Annotated in this window: 19 protein-coding genes and 1 pseudogene; 3 read left to right on the top strand and 17 right to left on the bottom strand. The window is 56.2% G+C overall.

Going from position 1 to position 26,909, the window contains the following annotated elements:
• Positions 1-23: 23 nt before the first annotated feature.
• The 7 genes from BLQ24_RS02625 to BLQ24_RS02595 all read right to left on the bottom strand — a co-directional run bounded on the left by BLQ24_RS02625 (position 24) and on the right by BLQ24_RS02595 (position 6,621).
• Positions 24-734 (bottom strand): zinc metallopeptidase, encoded by a 711-nt coding sequence (locus BLQ24_RS02625; protein ID WP_090162365.1) that lies wholly within the window; start codon positions 732-734, stop codon positions 24-26.
• 2 nt (positions 735-736) lie between these two features.
• Complete coding sequence (locus BLQ24_RS02620) at positions 737-1,270, bottom strand: PaaI family thioesterase (protein WP_163427423.1); 534 nt, start codon at positions 1,268-1,270, stop codon at positions 737-739.
• 41 nt (positions 1,271-1,311) lie between these two features.
• Entirely contained in the window at positions 1,312-2,295 is a 984-nt protein-coding gene (gene fmt / locus BLQ24_RS02615; protein WP_090162361.1) for a methionyl-tRNA formyltransferase, read from the bottom strand.
• Positions 2,296-2,298: 3 nt separating this feature from the next.
• A complete protein-coding gene (gene def / locus BLQ24_RS02610; RefSeq protein ID WP_090162359.1) occupies positions 2,299-2,793 on the bottom strand; it encodes a peptide deformylase in 495 nt (164 codons plus the stop codon).
• A gap of 47 nt (positions 2,794-2,840) precedes the next feature.
• Entirely contained in the window at positions 2,841-4,850 is a 2,010-nt protein-coding gene (gene priA / locus BLQ24_RS02605; RefSeq protein WP_090162357.1) for a replication restart helicase PriA, read from the bottom strand.
• A gap of 87 nt (positions 4,851-4,937) precedes the next feature.
• The gene (gene asnA / locus BLQ24_RS02600) at positions 4,938-5,948 is read right to left on the bottom strand and encodes an aspartate--ammonia ligase (RefSeq protein ID WP_090162355.1); all 1,011 of its coding nucleotides are present in this window, start codon (positions 5,946-5,948) and stop codon (positions 4,938-4,940) included.
• A gap of 106 nt (positions 5,949-6,054) precedes the next feature.
• The gene (locus tag BLQ24_RS02595; protein ID WP_242869567.1) at positions 6,055-6,621 is read right to left on the bottom strand and encodes an epoxyqueuosine reductase QueH; all 567 of its coding nucleotides are present in this window, start codon (positions 6,619-6,621) and stop codon (positions 6,055-6,057) included.
• A gap of 84 nt (positions 6,622-6,705) precedes the next feature.
• Between BLQ24_RS02595 and mnmL the strand changes: the two genes are divergently transcribed.
• Complete coding sequence (gene mnmL / locus BLQ24_RS02590) at positions 6,706-7,749, top strand: tRNA modification radical SAM protein MnmL/YtqA (RefSeq protein ID WP_336433254.1); 1,044 nt, start codon at positions 6,706-6,708, stop codon at positions 7,747-7,749.
• Here mnmL and BLQ24_RS02585 read toward each other — a convergent pair.
• The 3 genes from BLQ24_RS02585 to BLQ24_RS02575 form a co-directional block, all read right to left on the bottom strand.
• The gene (locus BLQ24_RS02585) at positions 7,695-10,403 is read right to left on the bottom strand and encodes an EAL domain-containing protein (RefSeq protein ID WP_176755849.1); all 2,709 of its coding nucleotides are present in this window, start codon (positions 10,401-10,403) and stop codon (positions 7,695-7,697) included. The genes mnmL and BLQ24_RS02585 overlap by 55 nt on opposite strands.
• Before the next feature lie 156 nt (positions 10,404-10,559).
• Complete coding sequence (locus BLQ24_RS02580; RefSeq protein WP_090162351.1) at positions 10,560-12,233, bottom strand: cadherin-like beta sandwich domain-containing protein; 1,674 nt, start codon at positions 12,231-12,233, stop codon at positions 10,560-10,562.
• Between the two features lie 268 nt (positions 12,234-12,501).
• Complete coding sequence (locus BLQ24_RS02575; protein WP_090162349.1) at positions 12,502-13,140, bottom strand: thymidine kinase; 639 nt, start codon at positions 13,138-13,140, stop codon at positions 12,502-12,504.
• 253 nt (positions 13,141-13,393) lie between these two features.
• On the opposite strand from BLQ24_RS02575, the gene BLQ24_RS02570 reads away from it, so the two are divergent.
• A complete protein-coding gene (locus BLQ24_RS02570; protein WP_090162347.1) occupies positions 13,394-14,290 on the top strand; it encodes a 4Fe-4S cluster-binding domain-containing protein in 897 nt (298 codons plus the stop codon).
• 134 nt (positions 14,291-14,424) lie between these two features.
• Here the strand turns inward: BLQ24_RS02570 and thiM are convergent, their stop codons facing one another.
• The 7 genes and pseudogenes from thiM to BLQ24_RS02535 all read right to left on the bottom strand — a co-directional run bounded on the left by thiM (position 14,425) and on the right by BLQ24_RS02535 (position 26,403).
• Positions 14,425-15,258, bottom strand: a complete 834-nt coding sequence (gene thiM, locus BLQ24_RS02565; RefSeq protein ID WP_090162450.1) for a hydroxyethylthiazole kinase — start codon at positions 15,256-15,258, stop codon at positions 14,425-14,427.
• A 158-nt stretch (positions 15,259-15,416) separates the two neighbouring features.
• Complete coding sequence (locus BLQ24_RS02560; protein ID WP_090162345.1) at positions 15,417-17,249, bottom strand: ATP-dependent helicase; 1,833 nt, start codon at positions 17,247-17,249, stop codon at positions 15,417-15,419.
• Complete coding sequence (locus BLQ24_RS02555) at positions 17,246-18,406, bottom strand: iron-containing alcohol dehydrogenase (RefSeq protein ID WP_090162343.1); 1,161 nt, start codon at positions 18,404-18,406, stop codon at positions 17,246-17,248. The genes BLQ24_RS02560 and BLQ24_RS02555 overlap by 4 nt, the downstream gene beginning before the upstream one ends.
• Positions 18,407-18,433: 27 nt before the next feature.
• Positions 18,434-19,060, bottom strand: a complete 627-nt coding sequence (locus BLQ24_RS02550) for a class I SAM-dependent methyltransferase (protein ID WP_173327691.1) — start codon at positions 19,058-19,060, stop codon at positions 18,434-18,436.
• A gap of 164 nt (positions 19,061-19,224) precedes the next feature.
• Positions 19,225-21,816, bottom strand: a pseudogene (gene clpB, locus BLQ24_RS02545) (ATP-dependent chaperone ClpB).
• Between the two features lie 155 nt (positions 21,817-21,971).
• Entirely contained in the window at positions 21,972-24,173 is a 2,202-nt protein-coding gene (locus BLQ24_RS02540; protein ID WP_090162336.1) for a Tex family protein, read from the bottom strand.
• 76 nt (positions 24,174-24,249) lie between these two features.
• A complete protein-coding gene (locus tag BLQ24_RS02535; protein ID WP_090162334.1) occupies positions 24,250-26,403 on the bottom strand; it encodes an ATP-dependent helicase in 2,154 nt (717 codons plus the stop codon).
• Positions 26,404-26,540: 137 nt separating this feature from the next.
• Here BLQ24_RS02535 and BLQ24_RS02530 point away from each other — a divergent pair, with 137 nt between their 5' ends.
• Positions 26,541-26,906 (top strand): hypothetical protein, encoded by a 366-nt coding sequence (locus BLQ24_RS02530; protein ID WP_090162332.1) that lies wholly within the window; start codon positions 26,541-26,543, stop codon positions 26,904-26,906.
• Positions 26,907-26,909 lie beyond the last annotated feature (3 nt).

Raw genomic sequence — 26,909 nt, 5'->3', positions numbered from 1 at the left:
TATTTTTTGTCCTTACTTCCCGGTTAATCACGGTTTCCCCGGATCAGCAGAATCCGCAGGAGATTGGCCACCGCCACCGCCAGTGCTGCCACATAGGTCATGGCCGCCGCTTTCAGCACTTTCCGGCATCCCGCCAGATCAGAAGGCGCCACCAGACCGTATTCTCCGATCAGGTTCACCGCCCGCCGGCTGGCATTCAGTTCCACCGGAAGAGTGATCAGATGAAACAGCACCACCACGGCGAAACAGATCACGCCCAGGTTGAAGAGCATGTCTCCCATGGCACTTTGGTTTGTGGCAAAAATCATCCCCAGTCCGATCATAATCAGGATCCAGGAAATGCTGGAGGCGAAATTGACCACCGGTACGATACCGTTCCGCACGATCAGCGGCACATAATGTCTCGCATGCTGTACGGCGTGACCGGCTTCATGGCAGGCCACCCCCACGGCGGCGATGGAATCCGCCCCGTAAACGTCATCGGACAGATGCAGGGACCGGGTCCGGGGATCGTAGTAATCGGTCAGGGAACCGGCCACCCGATGGATGGTCACATCGTTGAGCCCGCTGGCATCCAGGACCCGGCGTGCCGCCATGGCGCCGGTCAGGCCGGTACTGTTTCGGATTTCCGAATAACGCCGGAATGTACTCTTCACCTTCGCCTGTGCCCATACGGTCAGTAAAATGGCTGGCAGAAGAATGATCATTGTATAATCGTAACCCCAATATAGCATAGCTACCTCCTGTCGCTTTCACGCCCTTCCGTTGTGCCCGCTGCCGCTGAACCTGAGAACGGCTCCGCTTCGAATTCTTTCGGCGTGATTCCTGTTCTGTAATAGGTTGCTGCGCAGGTGGAACAGACCTTCCCGCTCTCCGGGTTGATGATGCGGGCTGTGGCATTCACAAGGCGGTTTCCCACATGCTCGTAATGCACTTCCACCGAAAACGCCTCCCCCCTCATCGGACGATGATAGGTCACATTCAGATTCACCGTGGTCGGAAAGGTCCGGGTCAGCGCCACGGCCCCCATGCCGCAGGCAGTATCGAAAACGGATGCCGCCGCGCCCCCGTGCACTTCTCCGTAGGGATTCAGAAACAGTTCCGCCGGCCGGAAGAGATAGGTGACATCCAGTTTCTCCGGATCGAAGTCCACACAGGTCAGTCCGAGTCTGGCATTCAGCCGGTCGGGCTGCATCCGGCCGTGGGACTCCAGCATCTTCATCAGCTTCATCATTTCTTCCCGGCTCATTGGATTCTGTCCGTTTTCCATTCCGTTCCCTTTCTTATAACGCATTATTTGATGATTCACTCTCACTCGTTCTGTTTCTTCCGGTCCTCCGGCATTTCTTCCGGCGGCTCAGGCCGCAGCATCGTTCCGGCCGGCACCCGGTGCCCCCGCAGATAATCCGCAGCCGCCATGCGCTTCTTCCCCGGTGCCTGCAGCTCCGTGATCCGAAGGATTCCCTCTCCGCAGGCCACATCGATACCGGAGACCGATGCGTCCATAACCGTACCCGGCGCCTGTTTCACCGAAACTTCCGTGCCCGGCATGCATTCTGCTTTCCAGATCTTGATCCGCTTTCCGTCATGCTCCAGCCAGCAGCCCGGCCACGGGTCGAAAGCCCGGATCCGGCAGCCGATATCCCTGGCACAGTCTGTGAAGTCCACGAATCCGTCTTTCTTCGTGATCTTACCGCAGGTGGTCGCTTCGGCTTCGTTCTGTTTCGTGTATACGGCAGTGCCCTCTGCGATGGATGGCAGCGTCCGGACCAGAAGTTCCGCCCCCATATGGGACAGTTTCTCCGAAAGCTGCTCACAGTCCATTCCGCCGATCTCGGTTTCCGCCGTCGCAATCATATCTCCGTCATCCAGTCCCGGTCCCATCTTCATGATGGTGACACCGGTGGTGCTAAAACCCTCCAGGATTGCATGCTGAATCGGCGATGCCCCCCGGAGCTTCGGCAGGATGGATCCGTGGACGTTGAAACAGCCCAGTTTCGGGATATCCAGAACATCCTGCTTCAGAATCTGGCCGTAGGCCACCACGATGACGGCATCCGGGGCATAATCCCTGAGGCTCTGCTTCGCAGCCTCATCCTTGGAAAGACGCTCCGGCTGAAGAACCGGAATTCCCCGGGAAACCGCCAGCTCCTTCACCGGCGAGAATGTGACCCGCCCCCGGTTTCTCCGGCGGTCCGGCTGGGTCACTGCGAAGCCGATCTCATGACCGGCGTCAATGAGAGCCTGGAGCACCGGCACTGCGAAGTCCGGCGTTCCCATGAAAATCAGCCGCATACTCTATTCCTCCTCTGCTTCTTCTGTTTCTTCGGACTCCTCTCCGGCCTTGTACATCGTCTGTGCCTTGTCCGTATACATGATGCCGTCCAGGTGATCGTATTCATGGCACATCACCTTTGCATCCCATCCTTCAAACTGATAGGTCTGCTTCACACCGTCCCGGTCCAGGGCCTCCATGGTGATCCGCTCCGGACGCTCCACGTCGCCGTAATATCCCGGCACGCTCAGACAGCCCTCCGGGCCCACCTGGGAACCTTCCTTCGAGGTAATCACCGGATTAATCATATAGTAGACCCGGTCCGGTTCCGGTTCCGCCACAAACATGCGGCGCAGCATGCCGACCTGGGGTCCCGCCAGGCCCACACCTTCTGCGTCCCGCATGGTATCCACCATATCATCCAGCACTTCCCGGATGTGGTCCGTGACGTTCTTCACTTCACGGCATTCCTTCCGCAGAATCGGATCTCCCTCTGTCACAATATTTCTCAAAGCCATAGCAGTCTCCTTTCTTCAGAAACGGACAGATCATCCCCGGGTTTCCCTCAGACCATGCTGTAGGGATTGACATCGATGGTGATCTGACAGGCCGTTCCGGCCTCCACCAGTTTCTGTCTGAAGTATCGTAAATAATATATATACTGATTGCGATTTCCCCGTGGACATTTGATGAGGATATCGTGGCGGTAGCTGTTCTGCCCCTTGAAATTCGGGTCCGGCTTCGGGCCAAGAATCCGTCGGGCATTCGGCAGTTTCGCCTTCTCCAGCCAGGCGGCACACCGCCCTGCCGTGTCCACCGCCAGACTTTCCTCCTCCGACGTAAACAGCACCTGGATCAGGTCTGTAAACGGCGGGTACTGCATCAGTTTTCGTATCAGTATTTCTTCCCGGAAAAACGCCTCATAATCATGCCGGGCCGCCGCACGCAGTGCGAAGTTGTCCGGCGTGTAGGACTGGACAATGACCCTGCCCTGCTCTTCCCCTCTTCCGGCCCGTCCGGCCACCTGGGTGACCAGCTGAAAGGTCCGTTCTGCAGACCGGTAATCCGGGATATTCAGGCTGACATCCGCCGCCAGTACCCCCACCAGTCCCACGTTCCGAAAGTCCAGTCCCTTGGCCACCAGCTGGGTGCCGATGAGAATCTCTGTCCTGCCCTTCGCGAAGGAAGTCATGAGTTTCCGGATTTCCCGGGTATTCTTCGCTGTGTCCAGGTCCAGACGGGCCGACAGATGATCCGGGAACGCCTGTTTCACCAGTTCCTCGATCTGTTCCGTCCCCCTTCCGGCGAACCGGATTTCCCGGCTGCCGCAGGCCGGACAGACCCGGGGCACCGGAAACTTCTTTCCGCAGTAGTGACAGATCAGCGCATTCTTCCGTTTGTGATATACCAGGGAGATGCCGCACTCCGGGCATTTCATGGCCTCGCCGCAGGAGCGGCAGGAGATGAACGTGGCGTAACCCCGGCGGTTCAGAAACAAAATGATCTGTTTCCCGGCGCTCAGACTCCGCTGCATCTCCTGATACAGACGGCTGCTGAAAATGCCGTTGTTTCCCGCCCGGAGTTCCTCCCGCATGTCCACCAGTTCCACCTCCGGAAGCGGTGTGGCGTTATACCGGCGGTTCATCTCAATCAATTCGTAGATGCCCTCTTTCGCCCTCTGGTAAGACACCACCGAAGGTGTGGCGCTGCCCAGGATCATCACACCGTTCTCCGCCATGAGCCGTTTCGCCGCCACATCCACGGTTTCATACTTCGGGGTCTGATCGGACTTATAGGTGCTTTCGTGTTCCTCATCCATGATGATGAGGCCGATGTGAGGGAGCGGGGCGAAGACCCCGATCCGGGCACCGATGGCAATGCGGGCCTCCCCGCTCCGAAGCCGGTTCCATTCGTCATACCGTTCCCTGAGAGTGAGCCGGCTGTGGAGTACGGCGATTTCCTGTTTTCCGAACCGGCCGATCAGTCTCCGGATGATCTGATCCGTCAGTGCGATTTCCGGCACCAGAATGATGACGGACCGGCCTTCCTCCAGAGTTCTCCGGATCGCCTGCATGTAGACTTCCGTCTTCCCGCTGCCGGTGACGCCCTTCAGCAGAAAAATCTTTCGTTCCCGCTTTCTGACCGCATCCCCGATCCGGCGGACCGCCTGCTGCTGTTCTTCCGTCAGCCGGTGAATTTCCTGCACTTCCCCCACCGCATCCTTGTAAGGCTCCTTCTTCTTTCCCCGGGCGGAGCCCCGTTTCGGGGGAAGAAAACAGTGTACGGCATCCACATATGTGATGCCGTAGCGCTGCCGCATCCATGCGGCGGTTTCCACCATTTCTTCTGTCATGGACAGGTCCGGATCCACTTCCGCCACGGACCGGATCTTTCCTGCCAGTTCCGGGGCCGGCGTTACGCCGGTCCGGAAGACGTATCCGGTTTTCAGAGCCTTCCCTCTTCCGAAGGGGACTTTCACGATCGTCCCCGGCGCCAGATCCCGGTCCGTCTGATAGGTGAACAGATCATCGGTATGGCGGCTCTTGTTTTCGATCACCAGGTCCACATAACCCATGCTGCTCACCCCCTTGTATGCGTTATCCCTGCTGCACCGGTGCCTGACCGGCTGCCCGGATGGCCTTTGTCCTGCGACGCCGGAAACTTACAGCAGGTCGATGCCGTTTTCTGCGCACTTCTGAATCATCTCCTCCGGCCAGACGCTGACCTGTACCTCGCCGATATGGGCTTTCCGGAGGAAATACATGCAGAGTCGGCTCTGGCCGATGCCGCCGCCGATGGAATACGGCAGCTGGTTCAGCAGAATGGACTGATGGAACGGAAGGTTCCGCCGGTCCTCTGCGCCGGCCAGCTTCAGCTGACGGTCCATGGCGTCCGCATCCACACGAATTCCCATGGAGGAGAGTTCGAATGCGATGTCCAGCACGTCGTTCCAGAGAAGGATATCTCCGTTCAGTTCCCAGTCGTCGTAGTCCGGCGATCTGCCGTCATGAGGCTTGCCGGAGGCCAGGTCTCCGCCGATTTTCTCGATGAAGACGGCCCGTTTCTCCCGGCAGATCTCGTTCTCCCTCTCCTTCGGCGTCAGTTCCGGATATCTGTCCTCCAGCTCCTGGGAGGTGATGAAAAAGATTTCGTTCGGAATTTCATTCTGGATGTTGCGATAAAGCCGGTTCACGTAGTCGCTCAGATTGCGGATGGCGTTGTAAATCGTTTCCACAGTGTGATGCAGGTATTCCGTGGTCCGTTCTTCCTTCGTGATGACCTTCTCCCAGTCCCACTGGTCCACGTAAACCGAGTGCAGGTTATCCAGCTCCTCATCTCTTCTGATCGCATTCATATCGGTGTAGATGCCGTGCTCCGGCTCCACCTCGTACTTACCCAGTGCATACCGTTTCCACTTCGCCAGGGATTGAACGATTTCCACCTTTCTTTCGTCCATGTCCTTCAGCGTGAACTCCACCCGGCGCTCCACACCGTTCAGATTATCGTTCATGCCGGATGCCGGATCCACGAACAGCGGCGCAGAGACACGTCTCAGCTGCAGGCCGTAGGCCAGCTCCGCCTGGAAATAGTCCTTGATTTTCTTGATCGCACGCTGGGTTTCCACCGGGCTGAGAATTGACTGATATCCCTCCGGAATGATGAGGTTGCTCATTTTCGTTACTTCCTTTCTTCCTTCTTCCTTGTTTCTTCTGTTCCCGTCCTGCCTGTCCGTTCTCTCCGTGTTCCTGCATTTCGGGCCGACGGACTCTGCACTGACACTACACTCTTCTGGAAAACTCACACCCGCAGAAATTCTGACGGTACAGGCCGTATTCCTTCGAAAGGGCGACGCTGCGCTGGAAACCGGCTTTCTTCTTGAAATCGATATCCAGGAATTCCACCCCCTCTGTTTCCCGGGCAATATCTTTCCCGATGCCGGAAATCAGCGGATAGTCCTTGTGTGGACTGACCGTCAGCGTGGTGGTGAACAGCGGAAAGCCGTGTTCCTTCGCATAGCGGGCCGATTCCTCCAGACGCTGGCGGAAACAGACCGTACAGCGGGCGCCCCCTTCCGGTTCCTGTTCCAGGCCCCGAACCCGGCGGAAGTATTCCTCCGTATCCCGGTCCCCGTCGGCGAAGCGGATCCGGTCCTCCGGCGCTTCGTGCTGCCGGTTCATGGCCTCGATGAACCGGATCTGGCTCTCCCGGCGCTTCATATATTCCTCTGTGTCCGTAATACACGGATTGTAGTAAAAAACTGTGATTTCGTAATCCGGAAACAGTCTTTCGATGCATGCTGTGCTGCAGGGTCCGCAGCAACTGTGCAGAAGCAGTTTCTCCTTCAAAATATCTCCTCCCAAGGTTGATTTTTTCTGACTAACTATTATATCATAACGGAAGTTTGAAGAAAAGAAGGAGTTGAAAGCACCATGTCTGACATGAAATACAATCCGCCGGGCCGAAGCCCGGCGGAAATCTGGAACCAGGAAGACAGCATCGACCCGGAACTGATCCGGTCCCGGGGCATTCTGCGAAAGACCCCCACCGGCGATGTGGCTGCAGAACGTATGAACACCATCAGTGCATGGCTCAGGCAGCGTTTCGGCCGGAAGATGATCAAGCTCGCTCTGGACGGCGGTTTCACCTGTCCGAACCGGGACGGCACCCGGGGAACCGGCGGCTGTCTGTTCTGCAGCAGCACCGGAAGCGGGGAATTCTCCTCTGACATTTCCGGTCAGATCGATCTGCTCTCGTCGAAATGGCCCCGGGCCGGTTATCTGGGATACTTCCAGAACCACACGAACACCTATGCGCCGGCGGCGGAACTCCGGCACAAATTCGGCGCCGTGCTGGCCGAACCCAGGATTCAGGGACTGGTGATCGCCACCCGTCCGGACTGTCTGCCGGAGGACGTGCTGGATTACCTGGAAGAGCTGAACCGCACCTGTTTCGTGTGGGTGGAGCTGGGGCTGCAGACCATCCACGAACGCACCGCCCGGCGGATCAACCGCTGCTACGAACTGTCGGAATATGACAGCGCCATGAAGGAGCTCCGAAAGCGGAACATTCATGTGGTCACCCACCTGATTCTGGGACTTCCCGGGGAAGACCGGACGGATATGACCGAATCTCTGGACCATGTCATCCGCCAGGGCACATGGGGGCTGAAGCTTCACATGCTGAATGTGATGAAGGGAACCCGGCTGGCATCAGAGTATCCGGGCTACCAGCCCTTCCCTTCCATAGAAGAGTATGTGGATCTGGTCTGTGATCTGGTGGAAAGAACGCCGCCGGAAGTCACGATCCACCGGCTGACGGCAGATTGTCCCCGTCCCCTGCTGATCGCACCTCCCTGGTCCTATGAAAAGCGCACCATTCTGAACGGCATCAATGCGGAACTGGTCCGGCGGGGAACCTGTCAGGGCTGTCGCTTCGGGTTCCCCACCACATATTCATGCAGCAGCACGAAATAGAATGTTCTGTCCCGGTCTCCGAAGATGCGGAAGATCCGGATATACAGGTCTATATGCTTCCCGTCCGGGCGGATGACCGAAAACGGGGTGCCCCATCCGTTTTCCGCATCCTCTTCTGCCCGCATCATGCCGTACAGCATGCCGCTCAGGGACTCATTGATTCTGTCCAGTGTTCCGGGGTCCGGCTTCCCGTCATGGATGGAAAGCCCCATCAATTCACTGTACGCCTGATTGATCTGCAGAATCCGGATTCTGTTTCCCTGCCGCTCATAAATCGCAGCGGCGCCCAGAACATGATTCAGCAGACGGTTCGTCAGCAGCCCTTCATCCACGGCATTCCGGATATTCAGCATGCTGATCCGTTCCCGGTAGATCCGGTACTTCCCGTCATCCACCACCCCCTCGGTGCGAATCAGACGGACGAATTGTTTCAGCGGAACCGGGCGGTAGAAATAGTTGCCCTGACCGTAATGACATTCGATTTTCCTCAGGCGTTCTGCCTGTTCCGGCGTCTCGATGCCGACCACACACATGTACTTTCCCTGGATATGGGAGATAGCGATCTGCTCATCCACAATGCTGAGGTCGGGATCCATGAGTGCCTCCTGCTGAAAACGGGCCGGATCCAGTGTCAAAGCGTCCGCCTTAACTTCCCGGAGTTCAATGCCCGGGACATTCCTTTCTCCGAAATGATCCAGCAGCACTCGGAATCCCTCCCGATGCAGCCCTTCGATCATCCGATCCATCGCCCTCTTCTCTTTCACATAATCGCCATACCGGATCTCAATATGAAACAAATTTCCCGGCAGTCGGTATTTCCGGCGCAGTGCCGCCAGCCTTTCCAGGTAATTCCTCTCCAGAAAACCCGGAACAGACGTGTTCAGCACTGCCGGAACTGGTTCAACCCCCTGATCCAAAAGCTCTCTCTGCATAAGGAAAACCTGCTTCCAGACCCAGCTGTCCAGGGTAACTAAAAAACCGTTCTCTTCCATCTCCGGCAGGAAGGAATCCGGTTCCATCATTCTCCCCTGATGTTCCCAGCGAATCAATGCCTCTCCGGAAATCACCCGTCCCTGTTCCAGACTGACCCGGGGCTGCATACAGACGAAAAATTCCCCGTTCATCAGACATTCCTGCAGATTGATATTCCGGCTGGACAGCATGTAATGACGGTGTTCCTCATGCCAGCGTTTCTTCTCCTCATACATGGCATGATCCGCCTCTTCCAGGAGAGGGCCGAGCCCGTCCCGGACATCCGTATTCCAGATCGCCCCCAGGGACACGGAAAGATTCTCCCGGCGGAAATCCAGCCGCACTTCATCCACCAGACGTCGGAATGATGCACTGTCCATATCACTCATGAGCAGCAGAAATTCATCCCCGCCCATGCGGAACACATTACTGAACTGCTTCCAGGGCACATGACGGAGGAGAATTTCAGAGGTCCGGATAATCAGCTGATCTCCGGCCAGATGTCCCTTCGAATCATTCACCTCTTTCAAACCGTTAATATCGCAGAAAATCATGCCCACAGACTGATCCTTCGACAGACGATCCACCATATGATTCAGTGCATGCCGGTTCATTGCTTCGGTGAGGTCATCCCGGAAAGAAACCTGCCGGATATTCCGGTCGTTGTCCCGGTGACGCAGCAAGGCACCGATGAAAGTTGCCGCCACCTCGAACAGACTCATGGTACGGTTCACCGCATCCGTTCTCACGTTCTCGAAACAGACAAATCCCCGGTACTCCTCCACGAACACCGGCAGAACCACGCAGCGCCGGACGCCACGTTCGAAGAGAATACGCCCTTCCTCCGGGTGCTCCCTGGCATAGACATCCGTATCCCGGACCAGAATGATGTGCTGATCCATGAGGCGGGACTTCCAGTACTTCCTGTATATTTCCCCGCTGATCCATTCCGCTCTTCTTCCTGTCCGGGTCCCATCTCCCCACGCATAGGTCACTGAGATACCGCCGTACTGCCGGCTCTCGCAGATGCAGGCCCGGGTCGCACCGACCTGCTCCCCCACGATCCCCAGAAATGTCCGAATCGACTGTTCCGGATCCCGCTGCCCCAGTGCCCTGAGAGCGGCGTGATTCAGCACCGATTCATAGCCCAGGCTGACCCGGAGCCGCTCCACATTATTCCGGAGGTAGAGTATGGATGTGATCACCGGTATCAGTTTCCGTATGAGGGAGGACAAGATCTCCGAATCATCCTCCGGCGTATTATCCACGCCGAAGAAGCCTGTCATCTCCCTGTTATGAACAATCGGCGCCAGGATCATACGATCCGTCTTCCGGAACAGCAGAATCTCTTCCACCATGGGCTCCTGACTCCCGAAAAGCGCCGGGTCCGGAAGCAAAACGACCTGCTTCTCCAGAAGAATCTTCCGGAAAGACCGGGACACCGGCACATCCTGAAGGGAACTCCGATAAGATGCCGCTCCATCGGCGCACCACTCATAGGTGTTGTCTGCATTGCCTCTCGGATTGATTTCAAAGATGTACATCCGTTCGGACCGAAACAGCGCACCAACCTTCTCCAGTAGTCCGGAGATTGCTGCCTGCTGATCGTTCTCCAGCATCAGATCAACGATAATCTCATTCAGTTTCCTGTAGTCTTCCTGCAGGATTCTCTTCTTCGACATAATAATCACCGCACATTTTCCAGCAAAAAAAGAATCGGGACAGAATCCCCCTCCGGCAGTAACACCGAAACAGGAACCCTGCCCCATTCATTCGTTCTTTCTCGTAATCTTTCAATTCCATTATATACCTGATCCGGAGAATAGTCACCCACGAAATCAGTTCTTTCGCACCACTGTGATCCGGTACGTTCTGGTTATCCCGGATGAAGACTTACACTTCACGTACAAAGTGTTCGTTCCCGGCGCAATGCGGAGTGTTCCGGTTCCGGTGACCTTCGCAGCGGTCCGGCTGGCCGGCGCTGCCGAAATTTTCACAGAATCCGCAGAAGCCGGCACCGTCGTCTTGAAACTCGTATGATAATTCAGCGCACCCGCCGAAATCTTCGCATACTTTTTCGTTCCTGCCTGCAGTGTCAGGGTCTTGAGATAGTTATTGTTATCCTTCGCCGAGGACGTGGACGGTTTCCCGGAGGTGGCAAGCGGCATATTCCGGTACACCGGAATGAAAAACTCAATCGCACTGTCCAGGATCCCGTACTGCCGGTAATTGGAGGCAATCGTCTGGGCCATGCTCTCCCCCGCATAGACACAGGTCATATACTCGTGGGTGCTGACATTGCTCAGTCCGTTCAGCACGTTGAAGTGTTCAAGATAGGCATTATCCTGCCGGTTGTTGATATATCCGTTCCGCAGGAACCGGGCACCTTCCACAATTGCCTTCTGAAGCGAGTTCCATCCGGCAGACTTCGCGTAAGCCAGTCCGTTCATGGCGCCGCCTCCTGCCGCATCACTTGCCCCGATGTTATACGCATTATAATAACCCACATAGGGAGAGGTCTTCCCGCTGATCATTTTCGTTCCGGTTCCCAGCTCGTTATAGGATTTGGAGGCAAGATACACGGAACTGATATCATATTTCTTCCCGCCGGACACAAAATAATTGGAATTCGCCTTCCGATACAGGATGGAATTATTCTTCACCACTTTCCGCACCATGGTCAGGTTCTGATAGCTGTGGTAGCCATTGCTCTCGAACATGAAAATGCCCGACTCCGTCAGCCAGTTGCGGGGATCCATATAATACTTCACCGCCTTCGGTGAAGCAGCCACGAAGGAAGAGCCGTCCTTTCCCACATACTGGTTCGTCAGGTAATTGTAATCTCCCTGCTGTACGGACTTGAACGAATCCGGGAAACTGTACCAGGTGAGATTCCGGTTGGTGTATGCGGTCTGCGCCGCCGCCGCCTGCTTCCAGTCCAGATTCGTCGCCACCGGAGTGAACTTCCAGTTCGGATGCAGCAGATGCAGCTTCGCCAGATACGGCAGATAGGTTGACGGAAATCCCGCCTTTGTCACATAAGACGGACGCTGGGCAGAGATCACATCCACCGAAGCATTCTTCGCCGCAGCCCGGGAGGAAAGCAGCTTCCCCTCCGATCCGGCCTCTGCAGCCGCCGCCACGGATTTCCCGTTCTGTGCGCCGGCCGGAACACCTCCGGTCGCCGGCTTCATCTCGCTGACCTGATCAGCCCGGACGTACCCGGTTCCCTGTCCGGTGCGTACCCGGTACCAGATGCCCCGTCCGTTATTGATCTTCCCGTTGGCTTCGCCGCAGACAAAAAGCACCTGGTGTGCCCGGACGCTGTACTGTGCTGCCGCATCGGTCCCGGCCGCCCGCCGTACCGTCAGCTTCTTCACAGCAGTAACCTTCCCGTACGGTGCCTCCGTCACCCCTGCATACGCCGCATCGGCATATCCGAAAGCTGTAACCAGCACCGTCAGACCGACCAGAAGTCCGGCGGCGCACCGTTTCAGCACGTTCACCCTCATATTTACCCCTTCCAAATTATTGTTAACTAAACTTTTCTTAAAACGAATACCGCACATGAAATCCCGATGCATTTATTTTAGCACAGGAAACCGCAGTATGTAAATCGGATTTCCCGGTTCTTTTTTCAGACACGGAAGAACGCCCTCCCATAATCCTTTGTCAAAATGCGTTTCGATAATATATTAATGTAAACTTACCATAATGTGACGTACCTTCCAAAAAAAATAACAGGCGCCGGTTTTCACCGACGCCGCTTCCCTTCAGGGATTATTCTTCTGTCTTTTTCTTCATAACCTCTTCCAGATAAGTCTGTCCCGGCAGGATCAGCTCCGGCCCCACCCGTCCGTCATTGTAGTGTTTCCGGCACAGAGATACATACATCTCGTTACCGCCGATCACGATCTGTTTGCCGTGCTTCACGATCTTCCCGTCCTTCACCCGGGCCACCATCGTCGCTTTCCGTCCGCACCAGCAGATGGTCTTGATCTCCTCGATCTTGTCCGCATAGACCAGCATGTAATAGGACCCTTCGAAGAGTTCGTTCCGGAAATCATTCTTCAGGCCGTACGCCAGAACTGGTACATTGAAGCTGTCCACGATCTCCACCAGTTCCTCCACATGATGTTTTTTCAGAAACTGGCACTCGTCAATCAGAACACAGTCAATGTCCTTTCTGGAACTCTCCCGCATGAACAGTTCCAGAATATTCGTGTCGTCCCGCACAATCAGCGCTTCCCGCCGGGCGCCGATCCGGGACGTGACATAACCGGTGCCGAACCGGTCATCCACACCGGGTACCAGAACCAGGACATTCTTCCCCCGTTCTTCGTAGTTATATGCGACCTTGATCACTTCAATGGATTTACCCGCATTCATTGTACTGTAGCGGTAATATAACTGTGCCATTTCCTCACTCCGTGACAATCCGGTCCGATGGGCCGGTTCTCTCTTCTGCACCCGGCGGCGCCTGCCGATTCGAAAAAACGTATCTATTATCATATAATAGGTTGGAAAGTATTGCAACGGGCTCTGCCCCGTGCATTCAGACTCTAAAGTACAAAAGCAGAAAAGATGCTTTGAAACCAATTGTAATCATGAACTATTTATTATATAATGATCTGTGAAAAATTATAGTATATGAAAGGATTAAGAAGACACTATGCATAATCCATATAAGACAAGAGAGGGCGGCGCGACAGTTACCGTTTTTGCGCCGTATGACTGCGGAAATCACTGCCCGTTTTGCATTAACAAAGGCGAATATTCCGATACCACCGGGTTCAGTGAAGAGAAGATAATACAGTCCATCAGGACCATGAACGAGATCACACCGGACTGCGATTTCGTGTTTACAGGCGGAGAACCGTTCTCCCACAGAGACTCGCTGCAGCGGATGCTGGATGAGATTCCGAACACACACCGGGTCTTCATCAACACCACGCTTCCTGTGTTCGACGGACAGTCGGAACAGGATCTGATTGACTTCACGGAGAAGAACAAGGACAAGATCACCTGCATTAACTGCTCCCGTCATCTTGTAAAATATGTGGAGGAATCCCCGGATGAACTGCTGAGCAAGCTGAAAGTTCCTACCCGGGTCAACTGTGTCCTCTACAAGGAATATCCTACTGAGCGTCTGCCGGAATACCTGGAGCGCTGGACGAAATACAACATTCCGGTTCAGTTCCGCTTCGACTATACTGCCACCACGCCGGAAAACCTGTATGACCGGGAAGGCGACAACATCCTGCGGGATCTGAATCACATCGCCGGTTATACCGGACTGGACGGTTGCCGGATGCGCTGCGGATTCCACTTCAATTATGAAGGACTGGAACTGACCTATCACAAGACTCTGCCTTACAGCACAATTGTTGAAACTGACGAGAACGGCAAGACCTGGGATATTCTCTATGACATTATCATCAAGCAGAACGGTGAAATCCGTTCCGACTGGGATGAGACCGTTCTGGACGTGGAGGGCTACAGAAATGTGGTCTTCGAACCTTATGATCTGAAGATCCTGGAGGGTGACCTGAAGCACATAGCATTCTGATCCGTTCCCTCTGATCAATTAGACCGGATATGACAGGGCTGCTGCCCGGACGATGAAAAATCGTCCGGACAGCAGCCCCGTTTCTTTGTCCCGATCAGGCAGGATCTGTATACACCCGCCCGCTCTCACTTCAATTATAATTCTTCCACTTCGAACGGATTGTTCGCAATCTCCTCCGGCGTGGCACGATAGAGTTCATCCAGAAAACGCACCTGGAAGCTTCCCGGTCCCGGAACATCCTTTTCTGCCCGGGCGCCTGCCAGATTATAAACATTCGCCGCAGTCAGCGCCGCCGTGAACGGGTCAGCCGAGGTGGCATAGACGGCAGTGACGCCGCCCAGGGAGCAGCCTGTTCCCGTGATCATCGGCATGAACAAAGAACCGCCGTGGGATCTGACTGCCATGTGACCGTCGGTCACCAGATCTGTCTCGCCGGATACCGCTACAGCGCCGCCGGTGTACCGTGCGATCTGTACAGCGGCATCCTTCGCCGCTTCCACGGTGTCAGTGGAGTCCACACCCCGAACCGCCCCGGTTTCTCCCTGTTCTTCCAGTCCCCAGAGTTTTGCCAGAGAGATGATTTCCGAGGCATTCCCCCGGACAATCGTCGGTTTATATTCTTTGAAATCATACAGAAGCTGGGTCCGCATGCTGCCCAGGCCGATGGCAACCGGGTCCAGCACCCATGCCTTCCCTGCATCGTGAAGCGTCTTCGCCGCCCGGGGAAGGGTTTCCGAATAGACCGGAAACAGCGTTCCCACATTGATGTACAGTGCATTTCCCGCCAGGGCCAGTCCCTCTGCCTCGTCCGGCAGATAAACCATGGCTGCGCTGCCGCCTACGGCAAGCTGTGCATTGGCAACGAAATTGATGGTCACTGTATTCGTGATGGATCCGGCCATCGGATTCTCGGCCTTCACCCGGTTAACACAGTCCACAATGTTCTGTTTGATTTCTTTCTGATTCATGTTCTTCACGCGCTCCTTTCTGCATGAAAAAAGCGCACACAAAGCAGTGCTGTACCCATGGTGGTGCACCCCTTCATGAACGCCTGTCCAATCAATTCCGAGTCAAGTATAGTATTCTGACACTCTTCTGTCAACCATTCTTCCGGCCGCTGTCCAGTTCAACCTTTGGCTGAAGGTACATCCGGAATTCCGGCTCCGGAGCGCCTGGGGAAGTCTGCGGAATGATCTGTCCGGAGCTCTTCCAGGAACGGCTGCCGGAAATCATCATATGCGGCCAGGTCCAGTTCATCCCGGGCCCTTGTGACGCCGACATAAAAAATTCTGCGTTCCTCCTCCGGATCCCCGTCCTTGGCCGGCAGAATATCCTCCACCGCATCGATGAGAATCACCCTTTCATATTCCAGTCCCTTCGCACTGTGAATCGTGCTGAGCACCACTCGGCTGTCCGCCTCGTTCCGGTGATGAAGGATCCGCTGCTCCAGTTCTTCGATTTTCTCCAGAAAAGCGGCGAGGGACTCCCCCTTCTCCGTCAGCGCCCGGAGCAGGAAGATCTTCTCACTTTTTCCATACTGATAATTCATCGTCCCGGAAATCCGCCGGAACGCATCCATGGAAGAGTCCCCGCTGCGGATGATCCGGAATTCTGTTTCCAGATCGATGATTTTTTCTTTCTGGGACCGGGCCATCCGTTTCGAGCCGGACAGCTCCTCCAGCACAGAACCGGCTCTGCCCCCTGCAACTTCCCGTTCCGCCTCCAGCAGAGCCTGCTTCGGAATCCGGGCGCCGAACTTATAATAGATGCGGTCCAGAGCATCGAAATCCCGGGGATCCATGGCGAAGCGGAGTATGGCGAGCGCATCCTGCACAATTTTGTCATGAAAGAACATGGTGTCCAGTCCCCGCACGCTGTAGGGAATCCCCGCTTCTTCCAGGGCAAAAACCACCGGGACTGCGCTGTCGTTATTCCGGTAGAGCACCGCTGTCTTCGGTCCGCCGCCCCGGAGCATCTCCGTGATCTGCCGGTACTGATCCAGACGGGACCGAAACCGGAGAATCCGGGCGGTCCCGGAATCGCTGCGCACCGCCCGCATGGCTTTCGGATAACGCTTCTGGTTCTGACCGATGATCCGGGCGGATACACCCACGATCGCCCTGGAAGACCGGTAGTTCCTCTCCAGGTAAAGCACCCTGCCCCGGGGATAGTATTCCCGGAAGGAGAGCAGCGCCTCGGGCCAGGCCGCCCGGAATCCGTAGATCGACTGATCCTCGTCCCCCACCATGAACAGATTCCCCTCCGGTCCGGTCAGAAGCCGGATGACTTCATGCTGAAGCTTCGAGGTGTCCTGGGCTTCATCCACCAGAATGTAGCGGTATTTTTCACGGAAATACCGGAGCAGGCCGGGGACCTTCCTCAGAAGCTGCCATGCGAAAAGGATCTGGTCATCATAGTCCATGTAATGGTGCTCTTTCATCCACCGGGTATAGGCATCGAACACCGGCTTCACCTTCGTCTCTCCCGAGAGAAGTGCCCCGATTTCTTCCTCGTTCAGCATCCGGTTCTTCGCATAGGTAATCTGCCGGGCCATATCTCCCACTTCCGATTCTGAAGGGAACGGAATGTGGGAAATGCGCTGCAGCAGCTGCCGGATCAGGGGCAGCGTTTCCGTCAGATCTTCCGGCTTCGACCGGTGATAACGCCGGGCGTAGAAGGTGAGAACGCTGTAGCAGAAACTGTTGATGGTGCAGAAACGGATCGGCACGGCGTCCGCTTCTGCCCGGGTCAGCTCCAGGAACCTCGCTTTCATGTCGTTGGCGGCGGCGTTGGTATAGGTGATGACCAGAATAGAAGACGGATCAATCCCCTGCTTCATGACCATATGCCGAAGCCGGGCCACCAGTGTGGTGGTTTTCCCGCTGCCCGGCACAGCCAGAAGCAGAACCTGACCCGTCGCCTCGATTGCTTTCTGCTGTTGTTCCGATAGTTTCATCATTCACATTCCCGCAGGATTTCTTCCATCTCGTCTGCAGTGAGTTGTCTGGCGCAGCCCCGGGAGAGATGCGCAGTACGGGCAATCTCATGACAGTAAGAGGATACATCCAGCCCCATCTCCGAGAAACGGAGGGGCAGTTCCATCTCCCGGATGAACTCCTCCAAAGCACGGATGCCGGCGGCTGCCAGTTCCGCCTCTGTTCGCCCTTCTTCCGGAACACCCATGACCCGGAGGGCGAAACGGGCGAAGCGGGACGGACATCCCGCCCAGATGTGCCGGTACATCACCGGAAGAATCACGGCCAGTCCCAGCCCGTGGCTGCAATCCGTGTAAGCGCCCAGCTGATGTTCGATCTGATGGCCCTGGAAATCCGTGGTTTTCCCCAGTTTCAGGATCCCTGTCTCCGCCATGGCAGAAGCCCACATGAGTTCTCCCCGCACATTCACATCCTCCGGATCCTCCTTCATCTTCCGCATATTACGGATAATACTCCGCATAACTGCCTCGTTCATGTCATCCGAAAGAATATTCTCATCCGGTTTCCCGAAGTAGGTTTCCATGCAGTGACTCAGGGAATCGAACGCACAGGACATGGCATTCTGCGGCGGGAGGGTCAGCGTCAGAGACGGATCCATGATGACGAAATCCGCATGGCAGCCGTATCCGCTCTCCTTCCGGTGCTCCGCCTCGTTGGTGATCACCGCCTCATTGTTCATTTCCGAACCGGTGCCGGCGGCCGTCAGTACCGCTCCCATGGGAATCCATTCCCGGGCAGTGATCTGACGGCAGAATTCCATCTCCCAGATATCCTCTTCGGTGCGGGCCTGGGCTGCCAGTGCTTTCGAGCAGTCCAGCACCGAGCCGCCCCCGGCGGCAAGGATGAAATCCACTTGCTGCTCCCGGGCGAGCCGGGCGCCCTCCCGCACCTTCTCCAGGGTCGGGTTCGGCATAATCCCGGAGAATTCCACAATCTCCTTTCCCGTCTCCCGGAGAATCTTCACCAGCCGGTCATAGAGACCGGACCGTTTCAGCGAATGACCGCCATAGGTCAGCATCACCCGGCGGCATTCCTCCGGCAGAAGCTTCGGCAGATATTTCTCCGGTCCTCCGGTTCCGAAACAGACTTTCACATGGTTTTCATAGACGAAATCCTTCAATGGCCCCTCCTGTACACTCACTGTCCGCTATTTTCTGCCGCACACGGCCAGCATCTTTCCGTCCGGCCCCACATCGTAGGACACATCGCTGAATCCGGCGGTTTCCAGCAGATCCGCCAGTTCGGAAGGTCGGTATATCTTCATCGGGATACCGTACCGGGAAGACCAGTCCGTGGTGCCGGGATCGCTGGCCTCGTTCAGAATCAGGATCTCTCCTCCCGGACGGAGAACCCGGCGGATTTCCTCCAGACCCGCTACGGCCCGGGGCCAGAAATAAACTGTTTCCACACAGGTTGCAGCGTCGAACATATCGTCATCAAATGGAAGTTCGGCCACATCCGCCCGGGTCAGACGGAGCCTGGAGCCCAGAGCTTCCGCATTAACCCTGCCGGCCAGTGTGATGCTCTCCTCCGCATAATCGATGCCGTCCACCATGCTGTTTTCAGACAGGGTCAGCAGATCGCGGATGGTACCGCCGCCGCCGCACCCGGCATCCAGAATGTGCATCTCCGGTACCCAGTGAATATGGGGCAGACCCCAGTTTCTCAGCGGCTCGTGGGAACGGTTCATACGCTTCAGCATATCGATTCCCGCCTGCCCTTCCGGGCGTCCCGGATTCTCGGCCTTTTTCTTCATATCCTCTGATTGATTCATCGTATTTCCTCGCATTTTCCATTTTCGCCGCGCGCCCCCGGGATCATTCGGGAGCGCGCCGCAAAAAATAATCCACAGCGCAATGCGCCATGGACTATTATAATCTGTATGAACCTTGTACAGTGTACTTTATATGGTACACATCCTGCAGGGAAACCGTCGGACTATACGCAGCGGAACGTCAGTCCCTCTGCCCCGGCATCCACAGAAATACCGGATCCGTCGGAAATCTCCCCGGAGATAATCATCCGAGCCAGCTGATTTTCCACCGCAGTCTGCAGATACCGTTTCACCGGCCGTGCGCCGTAATTCGGATCGTAGGACTGTTCCGCAATATACTGCTTCGCACTGTCTGTGATGGTCAGTTTCATGTCCCGCTGCGCCAGACGCTTCTCCAGTGCATCCATATCCAGATCGATGATCTTCTTCACCTGCTCGATGGTCAGCGGACTGAACACCACGATGTCGTCAACCCGGTTCAGGAATTCCGGCTTGAAGTAGCTGCGCAGGGATTTCACAACCCGTTCCTTCACTGCATCGTCGATCTTCCCGTCTTCCCGGATGTTGTCAATCAGATCGCTGCTGCCGATATTCGAGGTCATGATCACCACCGTGTTCTTGAAGTCCACGGTTCTGCCCTGATTATCCGTCAGCCTGCCGTCATCCAGCAGCTGCAGCAGGATATTGAATACATCCGGATGGGCCTTCTCGATCTCATCGAACAGAATGACACTGTACGGGTGACGCCGCACGGCCTCGGTCAGCTGACCGCCTTCATCGTATCCCACATATCCCGGAGGGGCACCTACCAGTCTGGAAACGGAATGTTTCTCCATATATTCGGACATATCGATACGGATCAGGTTCTTCTCGGAGTCGAACAATGCTTCCGACAGCGTCTTCGCCAGCTCTGTCTTCCCGACACCCGTCGGTCCCAGGAAAATGAAGGATCCGATCGGACGGTTCTCGTCCTTCAGCCCGGCCCGGGCCCGGAGAATCGCATCCGATACCGCATCCACACCTTCATCCTGTCCCACCACACGGTGATGCAGAATCTCAGGCAGATTCAGCAGTTTCTCCCGTTCGGTCTCCACCAGCTTGGCTACCGGGATACCGGTTCACTGGGAAACAACTTCCGCAATCTCGTTCTCGCCCACTTCCACATTCAGCAGGCTGCTGTCCCGGCCGTGCTCTGCGGCTTCCTTCGATGCCTCGATCTTCTTCTCCAGTTCCGGAATGGTGCCGTTCTGCAGTTCTGCCGCCCGGTTATAGTCGTAACTGCGCTTCGCCTGTTCCAGATCGAAACGGGCCTGATCCAGCTGCTCCCGGAGCTCCTTCGTGTCTTCAATCTCCTGCTTCTCGCCTTCCCACTGGGCATTCATGGCCTTCTGCCGGTCTTTCAGCTGGGCCAGCTCCTTCTCCAGTGCATCCAGACGGGTCTTGGACCCCTTGTCTGTCTCCTTGGACAGGGACTGCCGCTCGATCTCCATCTGGGTGATCTTCCGGCTGATCTCGTCCAGTTCCATCGGCTTACTGTCAATCTGTGTCCGGATGCGGGCCGCCGCCTCATCCATCAGATCGATGGCCTTGTCCGGCAGGAAACGGTCGGAAATGTACCGGTCAGACAGAGTGGCACAGGCGATGAGTGCGCTGTCTGTGATATTCACCTTGTGATGACGCTCGAATGTATCCCGAAGTCCCCGCAGGATCGAAATCGTATCCTCCACGGACGGTTCTCCCACCATCACCTTCTGGAAACGACGCTCCAGTGCCTTGTCCTTCTCCATGTATTTCCGGTATTCGTCCAGCGTGGTGGCGCCGATACAATGCAGTTCTCCCCGGGCCAGTTTCGGCTTCAGCAGATTGCCCGCATCCATGGAACCTTCGGTCCGGCCGGCGCCCACGATGTTGTGGATCTCATCGATAAACAGGATGATCTTTCCGTCGGATTTCTCGATTTCATTCAGAACAGTCTTCAGCCTTTCCTCGAACTCACCCCGGAACTTCGCACCGGCAATCAGTGCGCCCATGTCCAGTTCGAAAATCGTCTTGTCCTTCAGGTTCTCCGGCACATCTCCGCTGAGAATCCGCTGGGCCAGTCCTTCCACCACGGCGGTCTTCCCGACCCCCGGCTCACCGATCAGAACCGGATTATTCTTCGTCCTCCGGGACAATATCTGAATCAGATGGCGGATTTCCTCATCCCGGCCGATAACCGGATCCAGCTTGTTCTCTTTGGCCAGATCCACCAGATCTCTGCCGTACTTCTCCAGCGCATCATAATTATCCTCCGGGTTCTCACTGGTCACCCGCTGGTTGCCCCGCACCTTCGTCAGCTCCTCCAGGAACTTCTGCTTCGTTATGCCGTGCCGGCCAAAAATCTCTGCAGAAGGCGTCCGCTTCTCTCCCAGCAGAGCCAGATACAGGTGCTCCACGGAAGTATAGTCGTCCCGGAAATTCTTCGTCTCCTTCTCCGCATCATTCAGCAGCTTCTCAGCCCGCCGGCTGAAGTATGCGTTCTGGGCCGAACCGGACACCTTCGGCAGCCTGCCGAGGGCCTCTTCCAGTTCCCGGATGATCTGTCCCGGGTCCGCCCCCATATTCTTCACCAGCTTCGGGATCAGGCCGTCCCTCTGCTGCATCAGCGCCAGGTGCAGATGCTCGCCGTCAATCTCCTGCTGTCCGTTCTGGACCGCCAGACTCTGAGCATCCACGACAGCCTGCCTGGCATTCTGTGTGTACTTCTCGAAATTCATTGTCTCACCTCTCTTAGTGCATCCCGCAAAGCTTTCCCTTCATCAGAAGCACGGAACCGGCCGGGCCTCTTTCCCGTCCCACCGTTCCCGCTATCAATCATATACCCGGGATTTTCGAAAGTAAAGACAATTTTAGCACTCTTTTTCATAGAGTGCTAACAATTCTTCCCGGCACCCTTCTCTGACCGCATGGTGAGAGAAATTATTTTCCGTCCGAAGTCCACCGAAAGCACCCGGACCTCCACAATATCACCGACCTTCACCACATCCAGGGGATGCTTCACATAGCGGTCCGCCAGCTGGGAAATATGCACCAGCCCGTCCTGATGCACGCCGATATCCACGAAAGCCCCGAAGTCCACAATATTCCGCACCGTGCCCTTCAGCCGCATGCCCGGTTTCAGATCTTCGAGAGACAGCACGTCACTGCGGAGAATCGGCTTCTCAATCTCATCCCGGGGATCCCTTCCCGGCTTCTCCAGTTCCTCCAGAATATCCCGAAGAGTATAGAGCCCTGCTCCGGTATCCCGGGAAAGTTTCTCCAGCGCCGGATCCTTCCGGGAAAGTCCGGCGGCCGAAGAAGCGCCTCTCGATACACGGCGGACGATATCCGTGGTTCTTCCCTCCCGGATGTCTTCCTCCCGGTATCCCAGATCCCTGAGAAGGACTCTGGCCGCACCATAACTCTCCGGATGAACCCCGGTCATATCCAGCGGTTCTTCTCCGTTCCGGATCCGGAGGAATCCCGCACACTGCTGGAAGGCCTTCGGCCCCAGTTTCGGCACTTTCAGAAGATCCCTGCGGCACCGGAACGCACCGTTTTCGTCCCGGTATTTCACAATATTCTTCGCCACATTCTTCGAAATACCGGAAACGTATTCCAGAAGGGACACAGACGCTGTGTTCAGATCCACCCCGACCCGGTTCACACAGTCCTCCACCACGCCGTTCAGCGCTTCTCCCAGTTTCTTCTGATCCATATCATGCTGGTACTGTCCCACGCCGATGGACTTCGGGTCGATTTTCACCAGTTCCGCCAGCGGATCCTGAAGCCGCTTCGCCAAAGAGGCGGCACCCCGTCCTTCCACATCCAGTTCCGGATACTCCTCCGAAGCCAGTTTACTGGCGGAATACACGGAGGCCCCCGCCTCATTCACGATGACGTACTGCACCGGAAGCCCGGATTTCCGAATAAAATCTGCCACGATCTTCTCAGATTCCCGGGATGCGGTTCCGTTTCCGACAGCGATCAGATCCAGATGATACTGCCGAACCCACCGGCTCAGGAGCTGCTCTGCCTCCCGGACCCGGTTATACGGCTCCGTAGGCCGGACAACCGCAGTATCCAGAACCTTTCCGGTGGCATCCACCGCTGCCAGTTTACAGCCGTTCCGGAATCCCGGATCCCAGCCCAGCACACCGTGTCCCGCCACCGGCGGCTGCATCAGCAGCTGCTTCAGATTCTCCCGGAATACGCCGATTGCTCCCTCCCGGGCCTTCTCCGTCAGAGCGTTCCGTATTTCCTTCTCTACCGAAGGCTGAATCAGCCGGTGAAACGCGTCAGCAGCCGCCAGTTTCCGCTGCTCCTCCACTTTCGGATTACGGTCCGCTTTCAGAGACTTCTCCAGATGCCGCAGAATCTTCTCTTCCGGCATCTCCACCTTCACAGACAGCACCTTCTCCTTCTCCCCCCGGTTCAGCGCCAGCACCCGGTGACCCGGGATTTTCGAAACCGCTTCCCGGTAGTCATAGTACATTTCATAGGGCGTCGGCTCCCCGGCGCTGCCGGAAGAGACGATGACCCCGTCCCGCATCACGGCGCCCCGGATCCATTCCCGGATCTTCGGATCATCCGAAAGATCCCCGGCGATGATGTCCCTGGCCAGGCTCAGGGCAGCCTCCGGAGTCTCCACACCCTTCTCCGGGTTCACATACTTCCGGGCTTCTCCTGCCGCATCCCGGGCATCGGAGGACAAAATATAACCGGCCAGTCCGCTCATTCCCTTCTCCCTGGCGATCATGGCCCGGGTTCTCCGCTTCGGCTTATACGGACGGTACAGATCCTTCAGTTTCACGGCCGTTTTCACTTCTTCAATGGCCTTGCGCAGGGAATCCGTCAGCTTCCCCTGCTCCCGGATCGAAGCCAGAACCGTCTCCTTCCGCTCTTCCAGCGCATTCAGATACTTCAGGCGTTCCTCGAAAACTCTGAGTTTCTCGTCGTCCAGCCCTCCGGTCTGATCCTTCCGGTACCGGGCGATGAACGGAATCGTCGCTCCTTCCTCCATCAGACGGATGACCGCCTCCGCCTGCTCCTCCCGGATGCCCAGTTCTTCGGATAACATCGATATGATACGCATTCCACACTCTCTTTCTTCATATAATTCTTGGCGGAGAAACCCACAGGCTTGCCTGTGGGTATTAATGAGTCTCTGTCTAAAGGATCTCCATCTTCACACGGAAGGAAATCGAACGGGGCGTGTCCATGCCCCGGAACTGAATCTGATAGCACTTCTGTTTCTCGTCTGCCGAGAGAATCTCTCCTTCCCCGAAGACCCGGTGCTTCACCCTCTGTCCCGGTTCCAGAATCACCCGCCGGGCGTCTTCTTCCAGCTGTTTCCGGGAACTGTCGATATAATGGGAAGCTTCTTCCACCAGCCGTTCCTTCGGCCGGTTCTCCCATTCCATCAGATCCGGATCGATGTCCAGCAGAAACCGGGACGGGAACCTGGGTGACCCGTCGAAGTTCCGCCCCGCCGCTTCAGACAGATACAGCCGCTGTTCCGCCCGGGTCATGGCCACGAAGGCCAGCCTGCGCTCTTCCTCCATCGCCTCCAGCGTGTTCGTCTTCTGGGACGGGAAGATTCCTTCATTCATGGCGCAGAGGAAAACATAAGGGAACTCCAGTCCCTTGGCGGCATGGACGGTCATGAATTTCACCCGGTTCCCCGTCTCCGCCACGTCCTGATTCGTATACAGTGCGATATGGGTCAGGTAGTTTTCCAGAGAAGCCTCTTCACCGCAGGTTGTCTCATACTCGAAAACAGACTGTTTCAGTTCCGCCAGATTATCCAGCCGCTGCTGACTGCCCTCGGTCCGGAGCGCCTCTTCATACCCGCTCTCGTCCAGCAGGGAGGAAAGCAGCTCCGAAATCGACGTGCCGGCATAGTCCCCGTTGTACCGTTCCACCAGATCCAGAAATTCCCGGGCCTTCGTTCCCCGGAAGATCGGATCTTCCCGGTACATGGACAGAGCGCTGAACAGAGTACATTCTTCCTCCTCCGCCTTCTGCTTCAGAAAGCGGATCCGTTTCTCTCCCAGATTTCGTTTCGGAACATTGCAGACCCGGAGGAAGGAAAGATCATCCCGGTAACAGATCATCCGAAGGTAGGCCAGTGCATCCTTGATTTCCATCCGGTCGAAGAACTGCACACCGCTGTAAATCACATACGGGATTTTCTCCTGCCGGAAGACTTCCTCCAGCACCCTGGTCACATAATGGGCCCGGTACAGCACTGCGATGTCCCGAAGCGCCGTCCCGGCACTCTCCAGGGAGCGGATCTGTTCTGCAATCCACTTCGCCTCCTTCTCCGCGGTATCCTCATGGGTGCAGAGGACCTTCGGCCCCGGGGCATTCCGGGGAAGAAGGGATTTCTCAATCCGGTTCACATTCCGGCTGATCAGTGAATTCGCCACGTGGAGAATCTGCGGTGTGGAACGATAGTTCTGCATCATCATAATGGTCTTCACATGGGGAAAGTGAGCGTCAAACTCCGTGAGGAACTTTCCGTTCGCCCCCCGCCAGGTGTAGATCGTCTGGTCCGGATCCCCCACAATGAACAGGTTCTGATGGTACCCGCAGAGACTTTCCATGAGATCATACTGCAGCTGATCGATGTCCTGAAACTCGTCGATCATGATATATTCCAGCCGTTTCTGCCACTTCAGTTTCACTTCCTCCGACCGGGAGAAGATGAACAGCGTGAACTTGATCAGATCGTTATAATCCAGACCGAAGCATTTCTTCTGCTGGTAGAGGTAGCCATAAAAAATGATGTCCGAAACCGCCCGGCTCTCGTCGTACTTCTGTTTCAGCGACGCCAGGGACATGGCGATCAGATCGTGATAGTACATCGGTTCCCGGAAGGTCTTCCGGATCTCGATCATGTCCCGGGCACGGCTGAAGGTCATGTCCCTCAGCGTGAGTCCGCGCTCCTCGTAAATCATCTTCAGCATCTGATCGATATCCTGATTGTCCAGCACCAGGAAACTCTTCGGGTAGCCGCACACATGACTGTCCTCCTGGAGAACCGATACACAGAACCCGTGGAAGGTGCTGATGTAACCAGTGTCGTTGTCTCCGGTCAGAATGTGAATCCGCTGCCGCATTTCGTTGGCGGCCTTGTTCGTGAAGGTAACGCACAGAATATGCCCGGGCAGAATGCCCAGTTCATTCACCAGATAAGCGAAACGGTGGGAAAGGGCCCGGGTCTTTCCCGACCCCGCACCGGCGATGACCCGCACGTACCCTTCCGTTGAGGTCACCGCCTCCCGCTGTTCTTCATTCAGATTTTCCAACAGATCTGCCACATCAATTCCTCCTGATTTATGATTCTCTCATTATACCGTATACGGTCCCCCGATGCAAACACCTGTTCTGTTTTCCGCCGCTGGCAATGCCCGGACAATCGTTGTATCATGGAAACCGAAAAGGAGGTAACACGAACATGAGAAATGAGATTGCCGAGAAACTGAACGGCCTGCCGGGCTTCCTTTATCAGATCGGCAGGAAGCACTATTTCATCGGCCGGTGGATCTGCACCGAAGCCACAGAACTGGAACAGAAAGATGCCTGCGATATGTATCATCTGCTGGGCGGCGGAACCCCGGACCGGGAGGGAAAACTGTACTTCGGAAAATGCCGGGCCTATGCCGATCTGGCACTGACGCCGCCCCCGGATCCAGAAGGCACGAAAGAGAAAATCCATGAACTGGTGGCCGCCCTGACAGAGGAGGAGCTGGCCGCCCTGATCCGGCAGATCGCCTCGGTGGAGGCGGATCTGGAGCGCTACGGATCCCGGGTGGAAATGTAGCAT

Source organism: Eubacterium pyruvativorans (assembly GCF_900102225.1).
Taxonomy (GTDB): domain Bacteria; phylum Bacillota; class Clostridia; order Peptostreptococcales; family Anaerovoracaceae; genus Aminicella; species Aminicella pyruvativorans.
Note: the sequence above shows the minus strand (reverse complement) of the source record. Positions and strands in the feature narration are given on the sequence as shown.

Coding starts and splice junctions, on each gene's coding strand:
- BLQ24_RS02625 (WP_090162365.1), bottom strand. CDS start 734: ATGCTATATTGGGGTTACGATTATACAATGATCATTCTTCTGCCAGCC.
- BLQ24_RS02620 (WP_163427423.1), bottom strand. CDS start 1,270: ATGGAAAACGGACAGAATCCAATGAGCCGGGAAGAAATGATGAAGCTG.
- fmt (WP_090162361.1), bottom strand. CDS start 2,295: ATGCGGCTGATTTTCATGGGAACGCCGGACTTCGCAGTGCCGGTGCTC.
- def (WP_090162359.1), bottom strand. CDS start 2,793: ATGGCTTTGAGAAATATTGTGACAGAGGGAGATCCGATTCTGCGGAAG.
- priA (WP_090162357.1), bottom strand. CDS start 4,850: ATGGGTTATGTGGACCTGGTGATCGAAAACAAGAGCCGCCATACCGAT.
- asnA (WP_090162355.1), bottom strand. CDS start 5,948: ATGAGCAACCTCATCATTCCGGAGGGATATCAGTCAATTCTCAGCCCG.
- mnmL (WP_336433254.1), top strand. CDS start 6,706: ATGTCTGACATGAAATACAATCCGCCGGGCCGAAGCCCGGCGGAAATC.
- BLQ24_RS02585 (WP_176755849.1), bottom strand. CDS start 10,403: ATGTCGAAGAAGAGAATCCTGCAGGAAGACTACAGGAAACTGAATGAG.
- BLQ24_RS02580 (WP_090162351.1), bottom strand. CDS start 12,233: ATGAGGGTGAACGTGCTGAAACGGTGCGCCGCCGGACTTCTGGTCGGT.
- BLQ24_RS02575 (WP_090162349.1), bottom strand. CDS start 13,140: ATGGCACAGTTATATTACCGCTACAGTACAATGAATGCGGGTAAATCC.
- BLQ24_RS02570 (WP_090162347.1), top strand. CDS start 13,394: ATGCATAATCCATATAAGACAAGAGAGGGCGGCGCGACAGTTACCGTT.
- thiM (WP_090162450.1), bottom strand. CDS start 15,258: ATGAATCAGAAAGAAATCAAACAGAACATTGTGGACTGTGTTAACCGG.
- BLQ24_RS02560 (WP_090162345.1), bottom strand. CDS start 17,249: ATGATGAAACTATCGGAACAACAGCAGAAAGCAATCGAGGCGACGGGT.
- BLQ24_RS02550 (WP_173327691.1), bottom strand. CDS start 19,060: ATGAATCAATCAGAGGATATGAAGAAAAAGGCCGAGAATCCGGGACGC.
- BLQ24_RS02540 (WP_090162336.1), bottom strand. CDS start 24,173: ATGCGTATCATATCGATGTTATCCGAAGAACTGGGCATCCGGGAGGAG.
- BLQ24_RS02530 (WP_090162332.1), top strand. CDS start 26,541: ATGAGAAATGAGATTGCCGAGAAACTGAACGGCCTGCCGGGCTTCCTT.